Source organism: Alteromonas sp. H02, from assembly GCF_059682525.1.
Genome location: NZ_CM185021.1, coordinates 3789177 through 3810121 on the forward strand (window position 1 = coordinate 3789177; position 20945 = coordinate 3810121).

At 53.5% G+C, this 20945-nt stretch carries 13 protein-coding genes and 7 pseudogenes; 4 read left to right on the forward strand and 16 right to left on the reverse strand.

Annotated elements, in window-relative coordinates:
* Nucleotides 1-30 precede the first annotated feature (30 nt).
* Nucleotides 31-327: pseudogene (tnpA, locus tag AC566Q_RS17605) on the reverse strand (IS200/IS605 family transposase); the annotation flags it as partial.
* 208 nt (nucleotides 328-535) lie between these two features.
* On the opposite strand from tnpA, the pseudogene AC566Q_RS17610 reads away from it, so the two are divergent.
* A pseudogene (locus AC566Q_RS17610) lies at nucleotides 536-964 on the forward strand (IS1595-like element ISAma5 family transposase); the annotation flags it as partial.
* Nucleotides 965-1057: 93 nt separating this feature from the next.
* Here AC566Q_RS17610 and AC566Q_RS17615 read toward each other — a convergent pair.
* The 5 genes and pseudogenes from AC566Q_RS17615 to AC566Q_RS17635 all read right to left on the reverse strand — a co-directional run bounded on the left by AC566Q_RS17615 (nucleotide 1058) and on the right by AC566Q_RS17635 (nucleotide 6455).
* Nucleotides 1058-4039: a Tn3 family transposase gene (locus AC566Q_RS17615; RefSeq protein ID WP_250245381.1), complete on the reverse strand. Its 2982-nt coding sequence runs from the start codon at nucleotides 4037-4039 to the stop codon at nucleotides 1058-1060.
* Nucleotides 4040-4177: 138 nt separating this feature from the next.
* Nucleotides 4178-5029: pseudogene (locus tag AC566Q_RS17620) on the reverse strand (conjugal transfer protein TraC); the annotation flags it as partial.
* Nucleotides 5029-5721 carry a DsbC family protein gene (locus tag AC566Q_RS17625; protein ID WP_015066567.1) on the reverse strand — a complete coding sequence of 231 codons (693 nt, stop codon included), beginning with the start codon at nucleotides 5719-5721 and terminating at the stop codon, nucleotides 5029-5031. The gene AC566Q_RS17625 and the pseudogene AC566Q_RS17620, both read right to left, overlap by 1 nt.
* Nucleotides 5722-5931: 210 nt before the next feature.
* Entirely contained in the window at nucleotides 5932-6186 is a 255-nt protein-coding gene (tnpB, locus tag AC566Q_RS17630) for an IS66 family insertion sequence element accessory protein TnpB (RefSeq protein WP_011788498.1), read from the reverse strand.
* Nucleotides 6183-6455, reverse strand: a complete 273-nt coding sequence (locus AC566Q_RS17635) for a hypothetical protein (RefSeq protein WP_071979591.1) — start codon at nucleotides 6453-6455, stop codon at nucleotides 6183-6185. The genes tnpB and AC566Q_RS17635 overlap by 4 nt, the downstream gene beginning before the upstream one ends.
* Before the next feature lie 119 nt (nucleotides 6456-6574).
* Here AC566Q_RS17635 and AC566Q_RS17640 point away from each other — a divergent pair.
* Nucleotides 6575-7077 (forward strand): annotated as a pseudogene (locus tag AC566Q_RS17640) (IS4 family transposase); the annotation flags it as partial.
* Nucleotides 7078-7155: 78 nt separating this feature from the next.
* Here AC566Q_RS17640 and AC566Q_RS17645 read toward each other — a convergent pair.
* The 10 genes and pseudogenes from AC566Q_RS17645 to AC566Q_RS17690 all read right to left on the reverse strand — a co-directional run bounded on the left by AC566Q_RS17645 (nucleotide 7156) and on the right by AC566Q_RS17690 (nucleotide 19599).
* Nucleotides 7156-7347 (reverse strand): heavy-metal-associated domain-containing protein, encoded by a 192-nt coding sequence (locus AC566Q_RS17645; RefSeq protein WP_015066565.1) that lies wholly within the window; start codon nucleotides 7345-7347, stop codon nucleotides 7156-7158.
* A 97-nt stretch (nucleotides 7348-7444) separates the two neighbouring features.
* Nucleotides 7445-7828: pseudogene (locus AC566Q_RS17650) on the reverse strand (efflux RND transporter permease subunit).
* Nucleotides 7819-8352 (reverse strand): annotated as a pseudogene (locus AC566Q_RS17655) (efflux RND transporter permease subunit). Before AC566Q_RS17655 ends, AC566Q_RS17650 begins: the two co-directional pseudogenes overlap by 10 nt.
* Nucleotides 8336-8428 (reverse strand): annotated as a pseudogene (locus tag AC566Q_RS17660) (hypothetical protein); the annotation flags it as partial. The pseudogenes AC566Q_RS17655 and AC566Q_RS17660, both read right to left, overlap by 17 nt.
* 213 nt (nucleotides 8429-8641) lie before the next feature.
* Nucleotides 8642-10135, reverse strand: a complete 1494-nt coding sequence (locus AC566Q_RS17665; RefSeq protein ID WP_011788495.1) for an efflux transporter outer membrane subunit — start codon at nucleotides 10133-10135, stop codon at nucleotides 8642-8644.
* Between the two features lies 1 nt (nucleotide 10136).
* The gene (locus tag AC566Q_RS17670) at nucleotides 10137-13328 is read right to left on the reverse strand and encodes an efflux RND transporter permease subunit (RefSeq protein WP_499608906.1); all 3192 of its coding nucleotides are present in this window, start codon (nucleotides 13326-13328) and stop codon (nucleotides 10137-10139) included.
* Nucleotides 13325-14635, reverse strand: a complete 1311-nt coding sequence (locus AC566Q_RS17675) for an efflux RND transporter periplasmic adaptor subunit (protein ID WP_011788493.1) — start codon at nucleotides 14633-14635, stop codon at nucleotides 13325-13327. Before AC566Q_RS17675 ends, AC566Q_RS17670 begins: the two co-directional genes overlap by 4 nt.
* A gap of 361 nt (nucleotides 14636-14996) precedes the next feature.
* On the reverse strand, nucleotides 14997-17651 hold the full coding sequence (locus AC566Q_RS17680; protein ID WP_011788492.1) for a heavy metal translocating P-type ATPase: 2655 nt from the start codon (nucleotides 17649-17651) through the stop codon (nucleotides 14997-14999).
* A 596-nt stretch (nucleotides 17652-18247) separates the two neighbouring features.
* Nucleotides 18248-18526 carry an ArsR/SmtB family transcription factor gene (locus AC566Q_RS17685; protein ID WP_011788491.1) on the reverse strand — a complete coding sequence of 93 codons (279 nt, stop codon included), beginning with the start codon at nucleotides 18524-18526 and terminating at the stop codon, nucleotides 18248-18250.
* A 44-nt stretch (nucleotides 18527-18570) separates the two neighbouring features.
* Nucleotides 18571-19599, reverse strand: a complete 1029-nt coding sequence (locus AC566Q_RS17690) for a cation diffusion facilitator family transporter (protein ID WP_011788490.1) — start codon at nucleotides 19597-19599, stop codon at nucleotides 18571-18573.
* 345 nt (nucleotides 19600-19944) lie between these two features.
* Here AC566Q_RS17690 and AC566Q_RS17695 point away from each other — a divergent pair, with 345 nt between their 5' ends.
* Nucleotides 19945-20643 (forward strand): FAD-dependent oxidoreductase, encoded by a 699-nt coding sequence (locus AC566Q_RS17695; RefSeq protein WP_015066563.1) that lies wholly within the window; start codon nucleotides 19945-19947, stop codon nucleotides 20641-20643.
* The gene (locus AC566Q_RS17700) at nucleotides 20585-20923 is read left to right on the forward strand and encodes an oxidoreductase dimerization domain-containing protein (RefSeq protein ID WP_231401330.1); all 339 of its coding nucleotides are present in this window, start codon (nucleotides 20585-20587) and stop codon (nucleotides 20921-20923) included. The genes AC566Q_RS17695 and AC566Q_RS17700 overlap by 59 nt, the downstream gene beginning before the upstream one ends.
* Nucleotides 20924-20945 lie beyond the last annotated feature (22 nt).

Consider the following 20945-nt stretch of genomic DNA (forward strand, 5'->3'; position numbering starts at 1 on the left):
TTAGATCAAACTTTTAAGGCAATTGGTATTATTCTTTCTCAAATGCGGATATTTGCTAAATAGCTTCAATGCTATTTTTCCTTTTAAAGCTCCCATTAAATTCGATATGAATAACTTTGGAGGAATTTTTACTACCAGATGGACATGGTCAATCTGTACATTCAACTCCACTACTATGCAGCCGAGTTGCTGGCAATACACGTGAATACACCTGTAAACATCTTTGCCTAATTTATTCTTCAAAACCCTAAACCGATACTTCGGCGTCCAAACTATGTGATATTGACATCGCCAGAACACATGCGATGCTTGCTCGTATCTACTCATGTTAATTTCCTTTTTGACTTCGCTAAAAATCAAAGGGAGATTTAACATGGGTAGGTATACGGGCAAAGCCCTACCATGCATGATAACCACCTACTGAAGTAGGTGGTTTAGGGCTAAAAATAAAAAAGCCCTTACGGGCTTTTTTATTGGCTATGTTCTGCTAAATTGTTGCTACACTGTATATGAATACAGTTATTGAGGGTTGATCATGATCCCAGCACAATTTACAAAGCTTATAGCCGAGTTAGAACACTTAACAGATAGTCAAACCCGTTATGTTGAGAAGCTGCTGAAAGGCACTGATAGCGTCTCACAGTTGATAACAGAGCTTGAGGAGCGGATGGTTGAAAACCCTGAATGTCCGCACTGCCATAGCTCACTGATCAATCGGCACGGCAAGGTAAACAAGATGCAGCGTTATCGCTGCAAGAACTGCGGCAAAACCTTTGTAGCGACAACGGCGACACCGCTAGCTCGACTGAGGTACAAAGAGCTTTGGTTAGAATATATTCGCTGTATGCTGGACAGTAAGCCATTGCGTAAATGTGCCGAAGAATGTGGCCTCCACCTTGAAACATCGTTCAGGTGGCGGCACCGATTCTTGGCGCTACCATCAGCACTGAAAGCGAGCAAATTGGGGTTCTAGGGATTTTCCCCTCTAAAGTAACATAGAATGCTACAGGCTTTGTATTATATAGCCTCCAGCTGTGGGTTACTTTCGTTTCCAAGCTTAATCATCCACGATTGGCTTCGTAATTTCACTAATATCAGGCAATTTTCCGGTATTGGTGAAGTTATACGTCCCGCTTAAGTTGATACTTTGCCATGCAACGGGCGAAACAGCACGAGTGATAGCCGCTTTTTCTTCATCACCTGTCGCTTCAAAGTGTCCCAGAAGATGACTCAGTATCGCGGAGTTGAAGTAGATGAGCGCATTGGCAAGCAATCTTGCGCATTCATTCCAGATAGCGATTTCAGACTCGTTTTTGCCACGGAACTGATCACCATTCACCGACGCAATGGCTCGTCTAAGGAAGTGCCATGCTTCTCCCCGGTTCAGGGCACGTTGCACATACTGCCGCAAACTGGCATCGTCGATGTAGTCAAGTAAATATTGCGCTTTAACCAGTCGATTATACTCCGTCAGAGCCTGTAATATTGGGTGTCCAGAAGGGTAACCAGACAGCTTTCTCACCAGCATTGCTTGTGTCGTCCGCTTTGTCTGAAGTGACAGAACAATACGCCTGATATCTTGCCATCCCGTTGTAATAACATTCGTTCTGATAGGCTTCTTTAGCGCCAGTATGGTGTTACATTGTTCATTTTCAGTCACCTCAAACAGATCGTTGATGACGCTGTTAAATTGCGCGTATCGCGGTGCAAAGCTGTAGCCGCATAGATCCAATAAAGCGAAGTTGACGTGATTGACACCGTGTGTATCTGTCGAGAGTACGTCAGGTTTGATATCGCTGCTGTTGGATTGCAACAGATCATAGATATAGTGTGATTCATGCTCGTTGGAGCCGATTATCCGTGCATTCAGCGCGCTGTGATTGGCGACCAGGGTCATGGCCGTGATCCCTTTATTGGTACCGAAGTACTTCGAGGAATACCGGGTTTTAAACGTTTCCAGATGCGTTTCGAATTTCTGACCATCCGCACTGGCGTGCAACTGGTCCTCCTGAATATGGTAGTGGCGGAAGATGGGTAATGAAGCCACCGCATTATTGATCACGTCGCTGGCATCATGCAGCGTTTCAGGTCGGATATAGTTAGCCTGTACTGTACTCAGGTGTTCATAACTGCGGTCGGAGATCTGCGCCATACCATACACACCACGGTGAGTGGCGTTAGCAATCAGAATGGCCAGTAAATCATCCTGATGAGTAGTTCCCTGTTTTTGTATTGGCAGCACATGTGTCAGGCATCGCATAAACCCGGTTTCGCGCTCAACATACCGCAGGACATCCGCGATACCGACTGGCTGCATTCGCTTAAAGAAGGGATTGTTGACCAGAGATGTAGCGCCTTTTGTTGGCAGGTGCCAGCGGGTGCCCGAGCGATTTTTCATGATTACATTGCGATTATCTCCCTCATCAATATGGCACGCCACGTCTTTGAGCGCGCTTTCCAGTCGATGTTGTTTCTCCTGTAACAATGCGTCAACAGGTTGTTTTAGTCTGTCCAGCGTTGATGACTCCAGCAGTGCATCCTGCGATGTTTGGGGGATCAGGTCGTCTTCCAGTGCCCGGTATTTGGTGACATTTGACAGATAAATACGTCCGTTCAGTCGTGAAGTTAACTGCCGGTAGAGCAGCCATTCATAACGTTGCGGATTAACGTTATCCTGTTTCACCAGCCATGGGAGGTGCTTTTTGGGGATAAGCGACGTATCCATTGTCATCAGTGATTCACCGGATACAATTTCCGTTTGCATCTTTTGAAGTTGGGCGACGACGGCTTCTGAGCCTTTACCGGCCTCACATTCAAGGCACAGGAACACTGGTCTTAACAACTGTTCCAGAAGGTTTCGTTGTTCGTCATAATATTGCCACTGGTACTCTTCCACGGTCCGTTTCTGTTTTTTCAGGTAAAGGCAGAGGGTCTGGATATCCCTGTCATTCATGACCTTCAATGCCTGTTGTCTGACTACTGAGAAGGGCTGATTGTCATCAATATTCTCGTCAACAAACAGGTGAAGTAGCTCTGCCGCTTTCGTGACATTGTCCGCAGCTGACTGCCAGGACAGGAACACTGCTTGTTGTGCAAAGGCGTTGGCGGCTTCCTGTTGTTTTCGGATATGGTAAACAAACCCATCCGTCAGGCGCTCCAGTGCAAGTTGCATGCGCTCTGTCAGATGACACAGTAACCACAGGTGCTGCTGTGAGCGTTTGAAGCGCCGCACTTTACTGCCGTAGTAATCAATAAGGCCGCTGAAGTGTTGTCGATTTTTTAGCGACAGATTGAGCCTGTCCACAACGTCATTTATTTGCGTGTGCCATGGTGCTAACCGGTGGTAAATGGCGAGCTCTTTTTTAAGCTCAGGCACGGTCAGACTTTTGGCACCACCCCTGAGATGGCTCAGACTCAGCCCGTCGTCTTTAGTAGTGATTATGTTGTCCAGAAAGACGTTAAGTTCATTACTGGTAAGTTGATTCAGTTGGAGCGTCAGGTCTTTTCTGACCTGTTGCATTGTGCGGCTTATCAGTCTTTGAAGCACGGAGTACTTAGGAATGGCAATGTTATGGCTGGCAAGGTATTCAATGGCCGCATCAAAGAGGTGTCGAGGCTCCAGCCAGGTATGACCAATGTAAACCAGGTGGTGGCACAGAGCATTGAGGTGCTGTTTTTCATTCCACTTAATGTAATTAAGTAGACGCAGTATCCTTGAGTAAATACGGTCACGCTGCATTTTACTGACACTGAAAGGCCTGATCCCTTTACCTCTTTGAATTTGGGAGGCAATAAACTGCATGTCGATACTGATATCACGGAAACTCGGAGCAATGATCACTGGCTTAGATTTAAAATAGCCCAGAAGCGCCACGAAATAACAACGATGTTTAGTAAGCCTGATAGTACGGCATTCGGCCTGTTCTACATCGTTTAGCGAAAAATACAAACGTTGTTCCTCAATAGAAAACTGAGGTGCTGAATACAAGTCTCGTTGTTCTGCCTGAGTCAGAATCGAGAGTTCATTACTAATTGCCATGATGAATAAACGCCAATATGATTGATGGTGTTTATATAAGATGGCAGAATATTGGAAGGTAACCCACCGCCACAGACCATATAATATAATACCTGTAGCGTTCTATGTTACTTTAGAGGGGAAAATCCCTAGAACCCCTAAACGAGATCGCATCGCCTCAGCTGAGGGAAAGTGAATGGTGACATTTAGCAAAAAGCTGCCGCGTAAACCGCGACTGCCCGTCATCATATCGCCCGCAAAACTTGCGGCATGACCAAACCAGATCCGCTCAGGCAAGCGTTTAAACGATAAGGTTTTAACTCGGTAATCGCCCAGCATCAGACCTTGGCTATCCACCTTGATAGCTCGGTCATAATCCAACACTTGCTCCCGAAGTGGTTTATCTGCCTCACTGCGGATTGGTGATGGATTACGCCAGGAAGCATCTTTTCCCCAGTTAAGCTGAGCACTTATTGCCGCGAGCCAGTTTCGGTCAGTCATCTCAGTGACGCGAAAACCAACCGTTGCCAGCGCTTGCGAGAAAGAAGCCCGAAGCGCGGATGCTCGACTCAACTCACGCTCCGTCGGAATAGGACTTTCCAAAGGCAATTTGCAGGTGACGATCAGTTGAAAGTTGCGTACCTGAGTCTGGGTCGATTCTTCTATCGATTGAACCGTGCCCCCATCGAGGAAATCCGCACGTTTGCGTATCGACGCCCTAAGCAATGGATCAGATTGACGATGCCGTAAGCCCATCATGCGCTGAAGGTCGGTTTGAATATCAGGCGAGGCGTAAAGGCCAAATTGCAGCAAAGTGTCTTTTGGCCAGTCGTTGTTGAGTAGAACATTAACCCTGTCTGCAACAGACTCATCACCACCCGGCAATGGGTCACATAGAAAACCAAAGCCAACACTTTGGTCTTCCATGAAAAACAGTTGCTCATCGTCTGAATAGGCCAATACTGGCAATAGCTCTGAAGCGCGTTGTCCTGAATACAAAGAGGCTTTCATTAACGCCCCTCCAACCAAGCAGAAAGGTCATAAGGACGACCTCGGCTGATGCGACCATCATTGGCGACAATGAAAGGCACACCTTGAATGCCCAGAATTTGAGCCGTCACCAAGGTACGCTGCATTGGTTCTAAGTTGCAGGCATCATCCTGTTCTAGGTTACCAATCCGGCCATTCAGCAATGCATCGGTGGCCGCTTTCTTGTCACGCGCACAGCCAAGCTGGCGAACCTGACGCTCTGAATCTGGACCAAGCACTGGCACAGGGAGAATTTGGAAGGTGTATTCTTTGGTTAACGGCAGGGCTTGTTTCAAAAGCTCATGGCAATGTGGGCACCGAGGGTCAACAAAGACCACCACTTTCTTTTTGCCTTCGCCTAAAGTCAGTGGGTTCAAATCAGCCATTTTTAAGCCAAGGCGACTTAAGTCCAGCGTGTTTCCCGCTTCTCGAATTTCTTCAAGGCTGGTAAGCGGCTTTTTGGACCAGGCATCATAGAGCGTGCCATCAATGACGAACCGGCCACTGTCTGACATAAAAATAATACGGTTATTGCTTTCGACCGCTTTCATACCCGTGACAGGTAAAGAAACCATGCCGTCAATTTTGCCAACGGGCGACACTTCAGACACAGGTTCAGCTTGAACAAAAGGAGACAGCGCAAGCGCCAGAATAAATGGAGATAGTTTTCGCATGAGGAGTCCTCGTTAATGTAAATCGAGGCTCCAGTCTATGCAGTTGTCCTATGTGGACTCGGTTAGATAGATTGAAGAATTGAATACCTTACTAAATAGCTGCTCCGAAGTGTAGATCACCTGCGAAGGTGAACTCAGTGTTGAATGAGCGATCAGATAAGTCTCCAAACCGCACTTTACAGAAGCACTTGGTGGTTTTGAAACCGCCCCCTACAGGTAGATTTCGAGAGGCCTTCTCTCATCAGAAATACAGATCCAAAAGGTATTAACCTTTTGTTCGTGGCACACGCCAGCACAACACTTTGATTTTATCGCGCTGTTTTTGGTGAACAGGAATAATGCGCCACTTACTAACGGTAAATCGGTGTCACTTTCGATAATCGCGGCAAGGCCGTTGATGGACTTTCTAAAATCGACACTTTCACGATACAGATAAATCTCTAGTGAGCTCAGCATGCCTTTCATGATAGCGCACCGATGAGTTCAGCCAGGTTACTTACTGGCGTGCATTGGGGATTGCGCAGTTCGATATCATTGACGAAGAGTGTCATGTTGGCGGTTGCCACTTGGGCCTGATATTGAGTTATCTTTTCAACGACTTCTGCTCTAACAAAACCTTGAGATGCGCCAGTGTTGTTGAGTTGCTGGCGCTTGGCAGAGAACGTTGAGGGATTGAGTTGATTGAGCTTACAAAATGTGAGTGTTGATAATGAACTCGATTCAGATTGCTTGATTAGCGTTTGCCATTATTGGTTGGTGCATCGTTTGCCATTTTAAATCTCCTTATGGTTGGAGACTTGATCTTATTCTGCGTGTTAGGTGATTAGAATGCGCGGTTTATGAGGCGCTTACGCTCGATTTGCAAGTTCGTCGAGGAAAGCAGATATTCAGAGTAATAAGGCTCTGTTTTGCCGGAGAAATACGATTTTGCATCTGGCTTATCAACCTCCCGCGGGAAACCTACTAAGCGGATGATGTTATGGCAATCTATCGTTGTCGCTGGCAGGTGAAGTTGCGATTCAAAGAGTTGAAATCCCATACAAACTTGCAGAAATTTATGGCGGCACAGAAAGCGATTGTAGATGGTTTGGTATGGTCAAGCCTGCTCGCTCTGATCATTCGGCGAAGCGTCTTTCTTCAAATCATGCCATCAGTCTAGCTATTCAAGGCCGCCAAAAATGTGGAAATTTGGCTGTTGCCGATCTTGAAAGCATCAGCCAGCACGCATGGTCAGAAATAGCGGAGAGGATAGATTGGGCGACCCGTTATATAACGAAGAACGCCCAAAAAGCCCAACAGTCAAAAGACAAACAAAACATCACGTTAGATGGGATACTGCATGGGCTTAATTCTTAAGGTCCAGTCTATGAATGAATGCCCTGAATGCGAAATTTAAAGTTGCCTCATTCAGGAGGCAACCGTAAAAGGAAAATACTAATCCCGAGGAGGGAAGCCTGCTTCAATTAGAGCATAGGAGACCTTTTCAACTGATAATGAAGTTTTTACCGTCACCTTACGAGTCGGAGGATCAGTTAAAACTGTAGCCTCTGGGTCTATATCCTTAATTGCTTTAGTTACCGTCCGGGCGCAGCCCCCACATGTCATATTTTCTAAATGAAATTGCATTTATATACCTCCAGTTTGGTTTGAGTACTTCTGATTGTAGGGCTTTCCACTGTTGTAAGGTCAAGGTCTAAACTCATTTCACTCTGATATCTTTTCACTAAAGATTGACTATACTTTCTGCGTTTTTTCTTAATGACAGATTTCTTACTATAACGTAAAACACCGGCGTAAGTAGTAATCCAAAGAAGGTTACACCAAGCATACCGGCAAACACTGCAATACCCATGGCGTGACGCATTTCTGCTCCAGCACCACTAGCTAGTACAAGAGATATCACACCAGCAATAAATACAAGAGAAGTCATCAAAATAGGACGCAAACGTAAGTACGCTGCCTCGAGTACGGCCCCAAGCGGTGATCGTCACTAATTCTCCTGAGTCCTTGCAAAATCAACGATTAAAATGGCATTTTTTGCGGCCAGCCCGACTAAAACAACGAAGCCAATTTGAGTATAGATGTTATTATCACCGTTTAGATCCATATACCGCCAATTGCAGAAAGGAGTGCCATTGGTGCAATAAGCAGCACAGCAAATGGAAGCGACCAACTGTTGTACTGAGCGGCAAGAATCAAGAATGCAAAGAATACCGCCAATGGGAAAATATACAGTGCGGAATTGCCCGCTAATTTTTCCTGATAGGTCAGATCAGTCCATTCGTACGCCATACCTTCAGGTAGATTTTCCTTAACTATTTTCTCAATAGCATCTGTAGCCTGACCAAAAGAATATCCTGATGCAGTACCTCCCGTAATATCAGCGGATGGATAGCCGTTGTATCTCATAACGCGATCAGGATCTGAAGTTAGTTTGATATTGATCAATACTTATAAAGGGATCATATCACCAGCAGAATTCCTGACTTTCAATAATCCAATATCGTCTGCCTGCATACGGAATGGGGCATCAGCTTGAGTTATTACACGGTAGGTACGGCCAAATCCATTAAAATCATTGACGTAAAGCGATCCCAAATTTACCTGTAATACATCAAAAATGTCGGTCAAAGCTACCCCCTGAGATAGTCCGGATCTGCTCCAGACTGATACCTAATACTTTGCAACTTAGTATAAGCTGCAACCGCTCAACTTGCTCCTGCCTTTATTGCCTTTAGTTGTTGCTATAACGATCAGGAGCAGGTAAAAGACCCTGAGCCTCGTAGAACCCAGGGAGTCCTCGTTAGCTTTGCAAGCTCGCCGGTTTTCATACTCATCTACACACGCATGGAGGCGACTGCCACCATGCGTCATTTCTTGGTACGAATATCCAATACCAGTGCCAGTAGGGAAAAACTAACTATCGACTCGCTTGCGCCACACCACTTGGTGTGCTCTCTGTCCACCCGCCTCCCAGAGCCTTGTAGAGCGCGATAAGGTTGCTCAACCGAGCCAGACGCGTACGCACCAACGTCTGCTGCGCGCTGTACAGCGTACGCTGCGCGTCAAGCAAGGTGAGGTTATCGTCCACACCTTCCCTGAAACGTTGCTCGGCCAGGTCATACATGCCCTGACTAGCAGCAACCAGGAATTGCTCTGAACGAATCTGCTCATCAAGTGTTCGCTTGCCGGCAAGGCCATCAGCCACTTCACTAAAAGCAACTTGAATGGACTTCTCGTAGTTGGCGATCTCGATGCGCTTTTTTACGTGCGCCACATCCAGATTGGCGCGCAACGCGCCACCCCGGAAAATAGGCACCGTAATCTGCGGCAAGAAGCTCCAGGCGCGCGAACCCGATTCGAAGAGCCCATCAAGCGATGCGCTTGCCGTCCCCGCCGAACCCGTCAAGCTGATGGTGGGGAAGAAAGCGGCTCGCGCTGCTCCGATACTGGCGTTGGCACCCAGAAGTACCTGCTCGGCCGCGCGCACATCCGGTCGGCGCACGAGCAACTCAGAAGGTAGGCCACTGGGCAGTTCGGTCGGCACGATGCCATCCGGCAGCACTATGGCTTTGTCAAGTTGCTGCGACAGCTCAAGCGTCAGCGGCTGGCCGAGCAGTAGCACTAGCGCGTTTCGGTCTTTGGCCGTTTGACGTGTGTAGTCCGCGAAGTTGGCCTCGGCTGTACGCAGTACAATTTCCGAGCGGCGCACGTCAAGTTGCGTGGCATTGCCAGCCTCGAACAGTTGGGCAGTAAGTTCATGCGAACGCTTTTGCGTGCCGAGCGTCTCGCCTGTTAACTGCAGTAACTCCTGGTCAGCCCGCAACGTGAGATAGGCGTTAGCAACCTCAGAGATCAAACTCATCTGCGTCGCTATGCGAGTCTCGTCCATAGCCAAGTAGGAAGCCAGCGCTTGGTTGCTGAGGCTGCGGATACGGCCCCAGACGTCCAGTTCCCAGGCAGCGGTCACCCCAGCAACCTCGTAACGACGCACGACGTCGGCAGCGCCGGTGTTGCTGAGATCGGCTGGCAGTCGTTCTGCGGCCCCTCTGCCGGATACCCCCAAGTTCGGGAGCACCTCAGCGCGCTGAATGCGGTACAGTGCCTGCGCCGCCTCAACGTTGAGCGCAGCTTTGCGCATGTCGCGGTTGCTCTCCAGCGCGATACCGATCAATTGTTGCAACAGCGGGTCGCGGAAGAAATCTCGCCAGCCGATATCGGCCGCGTCCGTGACTGGGGCCTCTGGCGTCGCTTTCGCCGGTTCTGCATAGGCCGCGCCCGAAGGATATACTATATCAATCGGCGCTGGCGGCCGATCGTACTTGGGTGCCATGGAACAACCGGCTAACGCTATCGCGAAAGCTACCGGTGCCAAGCTCTTGGCAGGTTGTGTGAGTGCGAAAGGTTTCTTCATCTCAAAATTCCTCCTGGCCGTTATGCTTGTCGCTCATACCGACGCGGGCTTGACTGGCTTCACGACGCAACGCCAGCTTGCGCACTACGACGTAGAACACCGGCGTGAGCACCAGACCGAATGCCGTCACGCCCAACATGCCGGCGAACACAGCGATACCCATTGCGTGACGCATCTCGGCACCCGCTCCACTCGCGAGCACCAGCGGTATCACGCCAGCGATAAAAGCCAGTGACGTCATCAGAATCGGGCGCAGCCGCAGCCGCGCCGCTTCAAGCACGGCCGCCAACGGATCGACACCTTCACTCTCCTTGGCACGGGCAAACTCCACGATCAGAATTGCATTCTTGGCTGCCAGGCCTACGAGCACCACGAAGCCAATTTGCGTGAAGATATTGTTGTCGCCGCCCGTAAGCCAAACACCGGCGATCGCCGAAAGCAACGCCATGGGCGCGATCAACAGAACAGCGAATGGAAGCGACCAACTGTTGTACTGAGCTGCCAGGAACAAGAATGCCAACAGCACTGCCAACGCAAAAATGTAGATGGAGGTGTTGCCAACCCGCTTTTCTTGGAACGTCAAGTCAGTCCATTCGTAGGTCATGCCGTCCGGCAGCGATTCGCTCACGATCTTCTCGATCGCGGCAGTAGCCTGGCCAGACGAATAGCCCGGTGCTGGTCCGCCGCTGATGTCAGCTGATGGGAACCCGTTGTAGTGCATCACTCGATCGGGACCGGAGCTACGTGAGATCGTCGCGATCGCGCTCAACGGGATCATGTCCCCCGAAGCGTTCCGCACCTTCAGCATGCCAATGTCTTCAGCCTGCATACGGAACTTCGCATCGGCCTGCGTCATCACTCGGTAAGTTCGGCCAAATCGATTGAAGTCATTGACATAAAGCGAGCCCAGATTGATCTGCAGCGTGTCAAAAACTTCGGTCAGCGACACACCTTGCGACTTGGCCTTTACGCGGTCGATGTCCACCTGCAACTGTGGAGCATTGGCCTGGAAGCTGGCCAACATGTTGGCCAGCTCAGGCGCTTGCATGGCTTTGCCCATGATCTGACCTTGGGCCTGTGCAAGTGCGTCTGGCCCCAGGCCCGCACGGTCTTCGATCTGCAACTTGAAGCCGCCCATTGAACCCAGGCCAGGCACCGGTGGCGGAGGAAAAATCCCGACGAAGCCGTCCGGTATTTGACTGAATTTGCCCATGAGCCTGCCTTGAATGGCGAACGCCGACAACGACGGGTCCTTTCGTTCGTTGAAGGGCTTGAGCATGGCGAACACCAGCGCGGTGTTGGGCTGATTCACTTGGCCGTTGAAGGAGAAGCCGGGGAATGCCATCACGCTTTCGACGCCAGGCTCGGCAAGCGCGATCTTGCTCATTTCCTTGACAACCGCGTCGGTGCGGTCCAGCGAGGCACCAGTCGGAAGCTGGGCGATGCCCACGAGGTAATACTTGTCCTGTGCGGGCACAAAGCCGGCAGGTACCTTATGAAAGCCCAGCCACGTCAACCCCAGGAAACCGACATAGAGCAGCAGCACCACAGCACTTCCGCGAACTGCGCGGCGCACGCCTCCGACATAAGCATTCGAGGCGCTGTCAAAGAAGCGGTTGAAGCGGCGGAAGAAGCCACCAAACAGGCCGTCGATGAGGCGCGTGACTCGATCGGGCTGGGCCGCGCCATGATGCGGCTTGAGCAGGATGGCGGCCAGCGCGGGCGACAGTGTGAGCGAATTGATCGCCGATAGGATGGTCGAGAACGCGATGGTCAGCGCGAACTGGCGATAGAACTCGCCTTGCAGCCCAGACAGGAACGCCGAGGGAATGAAGACCGCCGCCAGCACCGAGGTGATGGCCAGGATCGGGCCAGTAACCTCGTCCATGGCTTTGAGCGCTGCGTCCTTGGGCGACTCGCCAAGTGCCATGTGGCGCTCCACGTTTTCTACCACGACGATGGCGTCGTCCACAACAATGCCGATTGAGAGTACGAGGCCGAACAATGACAGTGTGTTCAACGAGAAGCCGAACATGTGCATTACGGCGAAGGTGCCGACCAGCGAGACCGGCACGGCGATCAGCGGGATGATCGACGCTCTCCAGGATTGCAGGAACAGCACCACCACGATCACCACCAGCAGAATCGCCTCTAGCAGCGTGACCGCTACAGACTGAAGCGAGGCCCGCACGAAGACCGTAGGATCGTAGGCGATCTTGTACTCGATGCCCTCTGGAAAGCTTGCTTGTAGACGATCCATCGTCGCGCGTACCGCGCTAGACACATCTAGTGCATTGGAGCCAGGCGTCATCAGGATCTGAATGCCAACCGTGTTGCCGCCATCAAGTTGGGCGCGCATGGTGTAGTTCTCCGCACCTAACTCCACACGTGCCACGTCGCGCAAGCGTGTAACCTGGCCGTGGGTGCCAGCCTTGATGACGATATCGCCGAATTGCTCTTCGGTGGTGAGACGCCCGAGTGCGTTGACGGTGACCTGAAAGGCAGACGAGGCGTTAGGCTGCTGACCGATAGAGCCGGCCGCAACCTGCACGTTCTGCTCCCGAATGGCGGCGACCACATCGCTAGCGGTCATGCCACGAGACGCAACCTTTTCGGGGTCGAGCCAGACCCGCATCGCGTACTCACCCTCACCACCAAGCAACACGTTGGCGATGCCCGGCAGGCGTGCCAGTTCGTCACGGACGTTGAGCATCGCGTAGTTGGACACATACAGCGGGTCGTAACGATCCCCTGGCGATAGCATGTTCACAACCATCAGGATGTCGGGCGCGGTCTTCTCAGTCACAACGCCGATGCGTTGGACCTCGGGTGGCAACCGGGGTAGCGCACGCGACACCCGGTTCTGCACCTGGATTTGCGCGATATCGGCGTTGATGTGTTGCTCGAAAGAGATGGTGAGCACCATCTTTCCGTCCGTGGACATCTGGGACTGCATGTACATCATGCCTTCCACGCCGTTGATGGCTTGCTCTAGCGGCGATGCCACGGTGTCGGCAATCACTTGCGGATTGGCGCCGGGATAGCTCGCCGTGACCTGTACCGTTGGGGGGGTAACCTGAGGGTACTCGCTCAGTGGCAACTGGAAGTAGCTGATCGCGCCCGCGATCAGCATCAGCACCGAAAGGACGATTGCGAAGATAGGGCGGTTGATGAAGAAACGGGGGAAATTCATTTGCGAGCCTCCGCTGAGCCAGCTGCGCTGTCAGCCTTGACCTGATCGGCCCCAGCCGCCCCAGCGGCCTTGGCAGACTCCGCAGGGACTGCCGGGGCACTAGCCGCAGTCTTAGTCGCGTCGGGAGCGCCGGCGGCCGGTGCTGCCGGCCCCTGCATGGGCACCATGCGCGGCGTGACAGTCATACCAGGTCGTACGAGGCCTTTGATTATGATTTTTTCGCCACCCTGCAGGCCACCGTTTATAACGCGCAGACCGTCGACTACGGGACCCAGCTCAATCGGACGATACTGAGCTTGGTTGTTTTCACCCACGACCAGAACATAGTTTCGGCCTTGATCGGTGCCAACCGCTTGGTCGTCGATGAGGACGGCCTGCCGAGAGCTTGCGGTGGAGAGCTTGGCCCTCGCAAACAGCCCAGGCGTCAGCCGTCCATCAGGGTTGGGGACGACCGCGCGAGCGCGGATCGTGCCGGTACTTCTATCAATCGCATTGCCGACGAAGTCGAGCACGCCCTTGTACGGAAAGTTTCTGTCAGTGCTCAAGCCTACTTGAACGGGCAACGAAGCATGAGTCCCTGAACCAGGTCTCGAGCGGCTCACCACATTGACGTAGGTTGCCTCATCGATGTCGAAATAGACGTGCACAGGATCGATGGACACGATCGTGGTAAGTAGCGTGGCTGCTCCTGCACCGCCGCCGCTGACCAGGTTGCCCTCGGTCACCAGCACTCGGTCCACGCGCCCGGCAATTGGTGCCGATACCCGCGCGTAGGACAGGTCGAGCTGCGCCGCTGCGACTGTGGCCTTTGCCGCCTGTACCTGCGCCTGACGCGCATTGCGTGCGGAGACTGCATCGTCATAGGTCTTCCGAGACAGGGCGCCAGTGGCAACAAGCCGCTCGGCACGATCAAAGTCGGCCTGAGCCTGACTGGACAGCACCTCAGCCTGCCGCAACTGCGCCGTGGCGGTGTCGAGCGCGACTTGGAAAGGCCGTGGGTCAATCTGGAACAACAATTGCCCCTTGCGTACCAGACTTCCCTCGGGCACGCTCACCGCGTCGACGGCCCCCCCCACACGCGAGCGCAACTCGACCACCTTCGGTGCGGCCAAAAAGCCGGTGAACTCAGTTGACGGCGTGATTGTGCGCGTGATGGCCTCAGCCACAGGCACCTGCGGTGCCATCGGTGCGCCAGCTGGTGGTGCTGCTGGTTTACTTTCATCCTTGCCATCTCGGGCAGCCACCGCTATCCCCCCGACGGCCGCGATGACGCTAGCTACCAAAATGATCCTGATTTTTTTATGCATGGAAGTTACTTTTTTATTACGGGGCTTCGGTCCATCCGAAGCGGTTCGCATATGTTTCTAAAGGCTAGCCCTTACAACCACGTCAAGGTCAAGCCTTTTTCGATGACCATGACGAGCATGGGACTGGACTACAAGCTCTGGAACCTTCCGGCCTCCCGGTGAACGCATGAGATGCAGTTACGGCCGAAAGGGACGCATCTGAGCCCATTATCCACGTCCGATCATCCCATCTATTTAAACTCGTTGTTCTAAAGGCATTCGTTTATCGCCTAACATCGATGTTTTCGGAGATCGATTTACAGATGAAGATATGGAAGGGCTTGGCGCCGCAACAACGGCAGTTCAAGCCCTCTGCAATACCTCAATGGGCATCCTGTACGGACACAGAGCTTTGATGACCTCCGTTCTGGCCATCGGCTGGCTCTTGGGCACCCTTAAAGCGGAGTAGGCGCAGCGCATTGAGCGTGACCAAAGCGGTGGCACCGGTGTCGGCCAGCACAGCAACCCAAAGGCCAGTGATACCCAGCACACTGGTGACTAGGAACAGGCCCTTGAGGCCAATGGCGAACACTACGTTCTGGTGGATGTTGGCCATCGTCGCGCGGGACAGCGCCACCAGGTGCGCAACGTCCGTGACGCGGCTCTTGAGCAGAGCAGCGTCTGCGGTCTCTAGGGCCACGTCGGTGCCGCCGCCCATGGCGATCCCTACATCGGCGGTCGCCAAGGCCGGCGCGTCGTTGATGCCGTCGCCGACCATCGCCACCTTCGCGTCGCGCTTCAAGTCGTTGACCAGGCGCAACTTGTCTTGCGGAAGCAACTCACTCTCCCACTCGATATCCAGCTTGCCGGCGATGGCCTGCGCAGTTCTCCGATTGTCACCGGTGAGCATGACCGAGCGCACACCCATCGCCTTGAGCTGGGCCACGCCTTCGCGGGCGTCACGGCGAGGTTCGTCACGCAAGGCCAACAGGCCCATGACATTCTTGCTTGCTTCGTCGAACAGAACCACCACCGTCTTGCCACCATCTTCCAGCTTGGCGATTTCCTGCTGGTGCGCGAGGGTCAGCGTGGCCATCTGCCCTGCATGGACGGGCGATCCCACGGCTAGCTTGCTGCCGTTCACGGTAGCGCGAACTGCCTTGCCCGGGATAGCGAATGCTTCGGTGGCTTGTGGAACCTCCACATCGAGGCTCTTGGCGTGGGCAACGATTGCCTTCGCCAACGGGTGATTCGATCCAGACTCGACGGCGGCGGCGAGCGCCAGTACCTGTTGCTGCTTGGATTGCCCGAAAGGCACGACTTCAGTGATGCGCGGCTTGCCCTCTGTCAGCGTGCCAGTCTTATCGAAGGCGACTGTGCGAACGCGACCAATGGTTTCCAAGGCGTTGCCACCTTTAATCAGCAAACCTCGGCGAGTAGCAACAGCCAGTCCCGAGGCAATGGCCGCCGGCGTTGACAAAACCAAGGCGCACGGGCACGCGATTAGCAGCAAAGCAAGACCACGGTACAGCCAAGTGCCCCAATCACCACCCATGGTAAGCGGGGGAACCACGACGATCAGCGCCGCGATGGCCATCACGGCCGGGGTGTAGTAACGGCTGAACTTTTCGATGAAGCGTGCCGTCGGCGCCTTGGAGGATTGAGCTTGCTCGACGAGCTGGATGATGCGCGAGATGGTGTTGTCCGATGCAGCCTTCTCAACCAGAACTTCAAGCACACCGTCGACGTTGATCGAGCCGGCAAATACGTCATCGCCACCGGCCTTTTGACGCGGCACGGACTCCCCTGTGATCGGAGATTCATCGAGACTGCTTTCGCCGCGGAAGATCTTGCCGTCAGCGGGCACTCGATCACCCGGGCGCACCAAAACCCGGTCGTTCACGCTCAGGGAGGCAGCGGGCACTTCGCGCTGCCCACCATTGGCGTCGAGCAAGACAGCAGTTTTAGGCACCAGAGAAGCCAGCGCTTTAATGCCGGCGCGGGCGCGGCCAGCGGCCACACTTTCAAGCAGCTCGCCGACCGCGAACAGGAACACCACAGCAGCGGCCTCCTCGGCCTCGCCAATCACGAGCGCGCCCAGCGAGGCGACAACCATCAGTGTTTCGATGGAGAACGGGGAGCCAGATATGGCCAGCGCGAAGGCTTTGCGCGCGAACGGGAGTACGCCAGCGATCACGGCAGCGGCGAAGATCCATTCGGCATAGCCGGGGATAAATTGAGCAACTGCATAGGCCGAGCCCATGAGAGCTGCTAGGCCCTGCACATGCTTACCCTTCTTCGTCTGCCACCAGCGTTGAGTGATAGCTGAGGGCACGCGGGCAGGCGCGGCAGGCGAGGATCCATCAAGGCGGCGCACGTCGGAGACGCCGAAACCCAGGCTTTTGATGGTCTTCTCGATGTCGCCAATATGTGTAGGACTTCCAGACGCGAGCGTCAGCTCAAGCGTTTCTGCCGTGAAGTTGATGCGGGCATCTGATACGCCCGCCATGCGAGCAAGAGCCGTTTCAATCTTGCCAACGCAGCTCGCGCAGTCCATGCCTTCCACGTGCATCGAAACGTTGGGTGGGTTACCAGGGGGCTCGCGGCGAGCGTGTGAGGTGTGATCATGTCCACTGCAGGAGCCGTGTTCATGCCCGCCGTTTGTCTTTTGCGTGTGGCCGTGCCCATGATCACCGCCGCAAGCGTGACCATCCTTGTGATCTTCGCTGTGGTCATGTGCATGGACCGATTGGCGCGATACGGCCGCAATCGAGAGCGACGACACTGGCAGTTCTTCCACACCGAACCCCAAAGTTTTGATTTTCTTAGCTACATCGCGAGCAGTGAAGCGGCTTTTCAGATTGCGAGTCAACGTCAGCGTTTCACTAGAAAAATTGACTTGCACGTCCGTCAGCCCATCCATTCGGGAAAGGGCCTTCTCGATTTTGCCGACGCAGCTCGCGCAATCCATGCCCTCCACACGGAAGCTCAGCTGCTCCCTAGCCTTGTCCTGGTACTCCGTTATTTCCCTTGTCATATCTACCTCCAAGTTCTCTGAACACTTTGCAAGTTAGGTTCGCCGCACGCCGCACATACTGCTTAAATATAACAAACACATGAACATACATCCATGTGTTAATCATTAAAAAAGAAGGCTGTTGTCCTTCTGTTTACGATCGTCTGTGGTTGTGGCGTGCGGCGTGCGGCGCACGTGCTTACAGTTTCGACACATTTTCAAAATGCAGATTGAATTTTAGCACACATATGAAGATATGTTCAATTATTTAATTCATGAAGTTAGCATGGTTAATTTCTACGCTCACGATGGGGGGGAGTGAAAGCTGGCGTCGGCTGATGAGGCCCAGGGGATTGAGTGCGGTCAGATTCATACAACCGTCACCCAAACATCACGCATGGGCGAAGTCGCGCTTACTCAGGACTGGGATGGCGCATTACAGTTGCTGACGGGCTGGCACCTCTCTTGCGCAATCGCGAAAATGCCCAGCAAAAAGTAGGCATCTTTGCGTTCGACGCAATTCGCAATCATTCCTCAGAGAAGTGACAGACCATGTCCTGAAACACTTGACTGATGTGCTCATCCGCGATGCCGTAGAAGATATGTTTCGCCTGACGTTATCCACGCACAAGTCGAGCTCCACGCAGGAGCCGCAGATGATGACTGACCAAGAATTGGGATAGATCGAGCGTTTCTGCGATGTCGCCCACCGCGACTGATCCGCGCATGCACTGTAGCAGGATCTTCAGGCGCGATTGATCTCCTAACAGGAGAAAAGTCTCAGCGAGAACAGCGACGTCACTATGAGAGAGCGCCAAGAGCTCTGGGGCCGAACGCTGAGCATTGGTGGCGCAATTCTGAGCATTGTCGCCATTGGCGTGTTTTCGAGAAGTCATGGATTTCTTGTCCCTGAGCTGCCAGCACTACGCTGGCTGCAGCATCAGTGTTGATGACCCGGGACGGAATGGTCGTGCTTATGACCCTTTTCATGGCTGTGGCTAGTGTCATGCTCATGTGGGGTGTGCCCTTGCGGCCCACCTGTCGGCTGCAAGCTGCAAAGGTTCTTTTCACCAGGAGAGTTCCATTCGATCCCGACCGTCACGTGCTCGATGCCAAATTGCTCTCGAAGCACCACCTCTACGCACTTGACCACGGTGCGCGCTTCCTCAGCCACACTAGGGCGAACGTGCAGCGTGGCCATCGTGCGACCAGAGGTAAGCTGCCATACATGCACATGACTGACGGCCGCCAAGCCAGGCACCGCGCCCATCAGGCCTTGTTCCACCTGCTCCGGAGAAGCGTCCTCGGGCGCACCTTCGAGCAAAATGTGGATCGATTTCGCCAGGAGCTTCCAGGCGCTGCGCAGGATCAGGGCTGCCACCAGCACCGACAGGATGGGGTCAATTGGCGTCCAACCAATGAGATAGATGACCACTGCAGCGACGATGGCACCGACCGAGCCCAGCAGGTCGCCCATCACGTGCAGGATGGCCCCCTTCACGTTGACGTGATCGGTCTCTCCGCGGGTCATGATCCACAACACCAGAACGTTTACCAACAATCCAAGCACGGCGACGATCATCATCGGGCCGGCAAGGATGGCGGGCGGAGCTTGCAGTCGCTCCCATGCTTCATAGGCGATCCATGCCACGATCACAAAGAGCGTCACAGCGTTCAGGAAGCCGGCGATGACCTCGAACCGAAGGTAGCCAAAGGTGCGCTTGCTGTCAGCTGGTCGGCGCCCGAACCGGAATGCCGCGTATGCCAGAGCCAGCGCTGCTGCATCGGTCAGCATGTGGCCCGCATCGGCCAGAAGGGCCAGCGAGCCCGACAGCACGCCGCCGACAGCCTCCACGATCATGAAGCCGAAGATCAGGAAGAAGGACAGCAAGACCTTGCGTTCGTTAGCGCCGGTCACTTTTGGAGTGTGGTCATGGTCGTGACCATGTTCATCGTGCGATTGGGACATCAGGGCCTCGCGCAGAAATTAGGTGGTTGACTGTACGTAAAATATAATACATGAACATATGTTTATGCAATGTATTTTTAGCAAACCATACTAAGGACTGCGAAAGATGAGTGGCGGCGATGCGGCTATTTAGTACGCCTATCCTCTTGGCCACACCCTGTGCAGGTCGTCCACAATCAGGTCGTGATGATGTTGGCCCAGATCCAAGTGCTGACGCAGATAGAGGATGACCCGCCGGAAGGTTCGGATGGTCGTGAGCCAGATCGGACGGGGCGCTGGCTGGCCAAAACCGCAGCGCGAGCACCACGCAGGAAAGCGCCTGAAAACATCTAGGAGATTTCAATCATGGACACGAACTTCGACGTCATCGTCATCGTCATCGTCATTGGCGCCGGGCCTGGTGGCGACATCGCAGCGATTCGCGCCGAGCAGTTAGGCATGAATGTCGCCTGCGTCGATGCCTGGAAAACCAAGGAAGGCAAGCCTACCCAAGACGGTACATGCAACAACATCGGGTGCATCCCGTCAAAGGCGCTGCTGCAGTCGTCCAAAAACTTAGACCAAGCCAAGCACCACTTCGGCGCGCTCGGCATCATGTCCACGGGCGAGCTACGCATGGACGTGGCTGTGATGCTGGAGCGCAAGAATCAGGTCGTGAAGTCGAGCAACGAAGGCAAACTCTATCTGTTCCGAAAAAACAAGGTGCAGTTCTTAAACGGTCTGGCGTTTATGACTCGGGCCGCCGTCGGCCTTGAACTGGATGGGCGCGGAGCCGTCGTGGTGAACGGCGAATGGCGCACCAGCGTGCCCAGTATCTGGGCCATCGCCGATGTGGTGCGCGGCCTGATGCTAGCGCACATGGCAGAGGAAGAAGGTGTCGCTGTGGTCGAGCGCAGAAGGTGTCGCTGTGGTCGAGCGCATTGCAGGCCATCGCGGTCATGTCGATTTCAACACGATCCCCAACGTCATCTACACCAGCCCGGAAATCGCCTGGGTAGGTCGCACCGAGCAGCAGCTCAAATACGCGGGCGCAGCATATCGTAGCTGTACATTTCCGTTCATGGCTAACGGTCGCGCGCGTGCATTGAGCGAGACAGCGGGTCTCGTCAAGGTGATCGCAAATCCTACGACAGACGAAATCCTCGGCGTACATGTAGTCGGCCCGCAGATCAGCGAACTTGTGGCTGAGGCGGTCATCGCGATGGCATTCAATAAGGCCTCACTTGCGGTCGATAAGCGCGCTGAACTTCTGATTGATCAGAATTGGACCCGCATTCATCTCATTGAGTGTAGCCGCGGGCGGTCATACGGCCCCAGCTTGTAATAGATCGCAATCCGCATCGCAA

What these genes read in the sequence shown, in the direction of transcription:
- AC566Q_RS17615 (WP_250245381.1), bottom strand. Translation starts at nt 4,039, where the DNA reads ATGGCAATTAGTAATGAACTCTCGATTCTGACTCAGGCAGAACAACGA.
- AC566Q_RS17625 (WP_015066567.1), bottom strand. Translation starts at nt 5,721, where the DNA reads ATGCGAAAACTATCTCCATTTATTCTGGCGCTTGCGCTGTCTCCTTTT.
- tnpB (WP_011788498.1), bottom strand. Translation starts at nt 6,186, where the DNA reads ATGAAAGGCATGCTGAGCTCACTAGAGATTTATCTGTATCGTGAAAGT.
- AC566Q_RS17645 (WP_015066565.1), bottom strand. Translation starts at nt 7,347, where the DNA reads ATGCAATTTCATTTAGAAAATATGACATGTGGGGGCTGCGCCCGGACG.
- AC566Q_RS17665 (WP_011788495.1), bottom strand. Translation starts at nt 10,135, where the DNA reads ATGAAGAAACCTTTCGCACTCACACAACCTGCCAAGAGCTTGGCACCG.
- AC566Q_RS17670 (WP_499608906.1), bottom strand. Translation starts at nt 13,328, where the DNA reads ATGAATTTCCCCCGTTTCTTCATCAACCGCCCTATCTTCGCAATCGTC.
- AC566Q_RS17675 (WP_011788493.1), bottom strand. Translation starts at nt 14,635, where the DNA reads ATGCATAAAAAAATCAGGATCATTTTGGTAGCTAGCGTCATCGCGGCC.
- AC566Q_RS17680 (WP_011788492.1), bottom strand. Translation starts at nt 17,651, where the DNA reads ATGACAAGGGAAATAACGGAGTACCAGGACAAGGCTAGGGAGCAGCTG.
- AC566Q_RS17685 (WP_011788491.1), bottom strand. Translation starts at nt 18,526, where the DNA reads ATGACTTCTCGAAAACACGCCAATGGCGACAATGCTCAGAATTGCGCC.
- AC566Q_RS17690 (WP_011788490.1), bottom strand. Translation starts at nt 19,599, where the DNA reads ATGTCCCAATCGCACGATGAACATGGTCACGACCATGACCACACTCCA.
- AC566Q_RS17695 (WP_015066563.1), top strand. Translation starts at nt 19,945, where the DNA reads ATGGACACGAACTTCGACGTCATCGTCATCGTCATCGTCATTGGCGCC.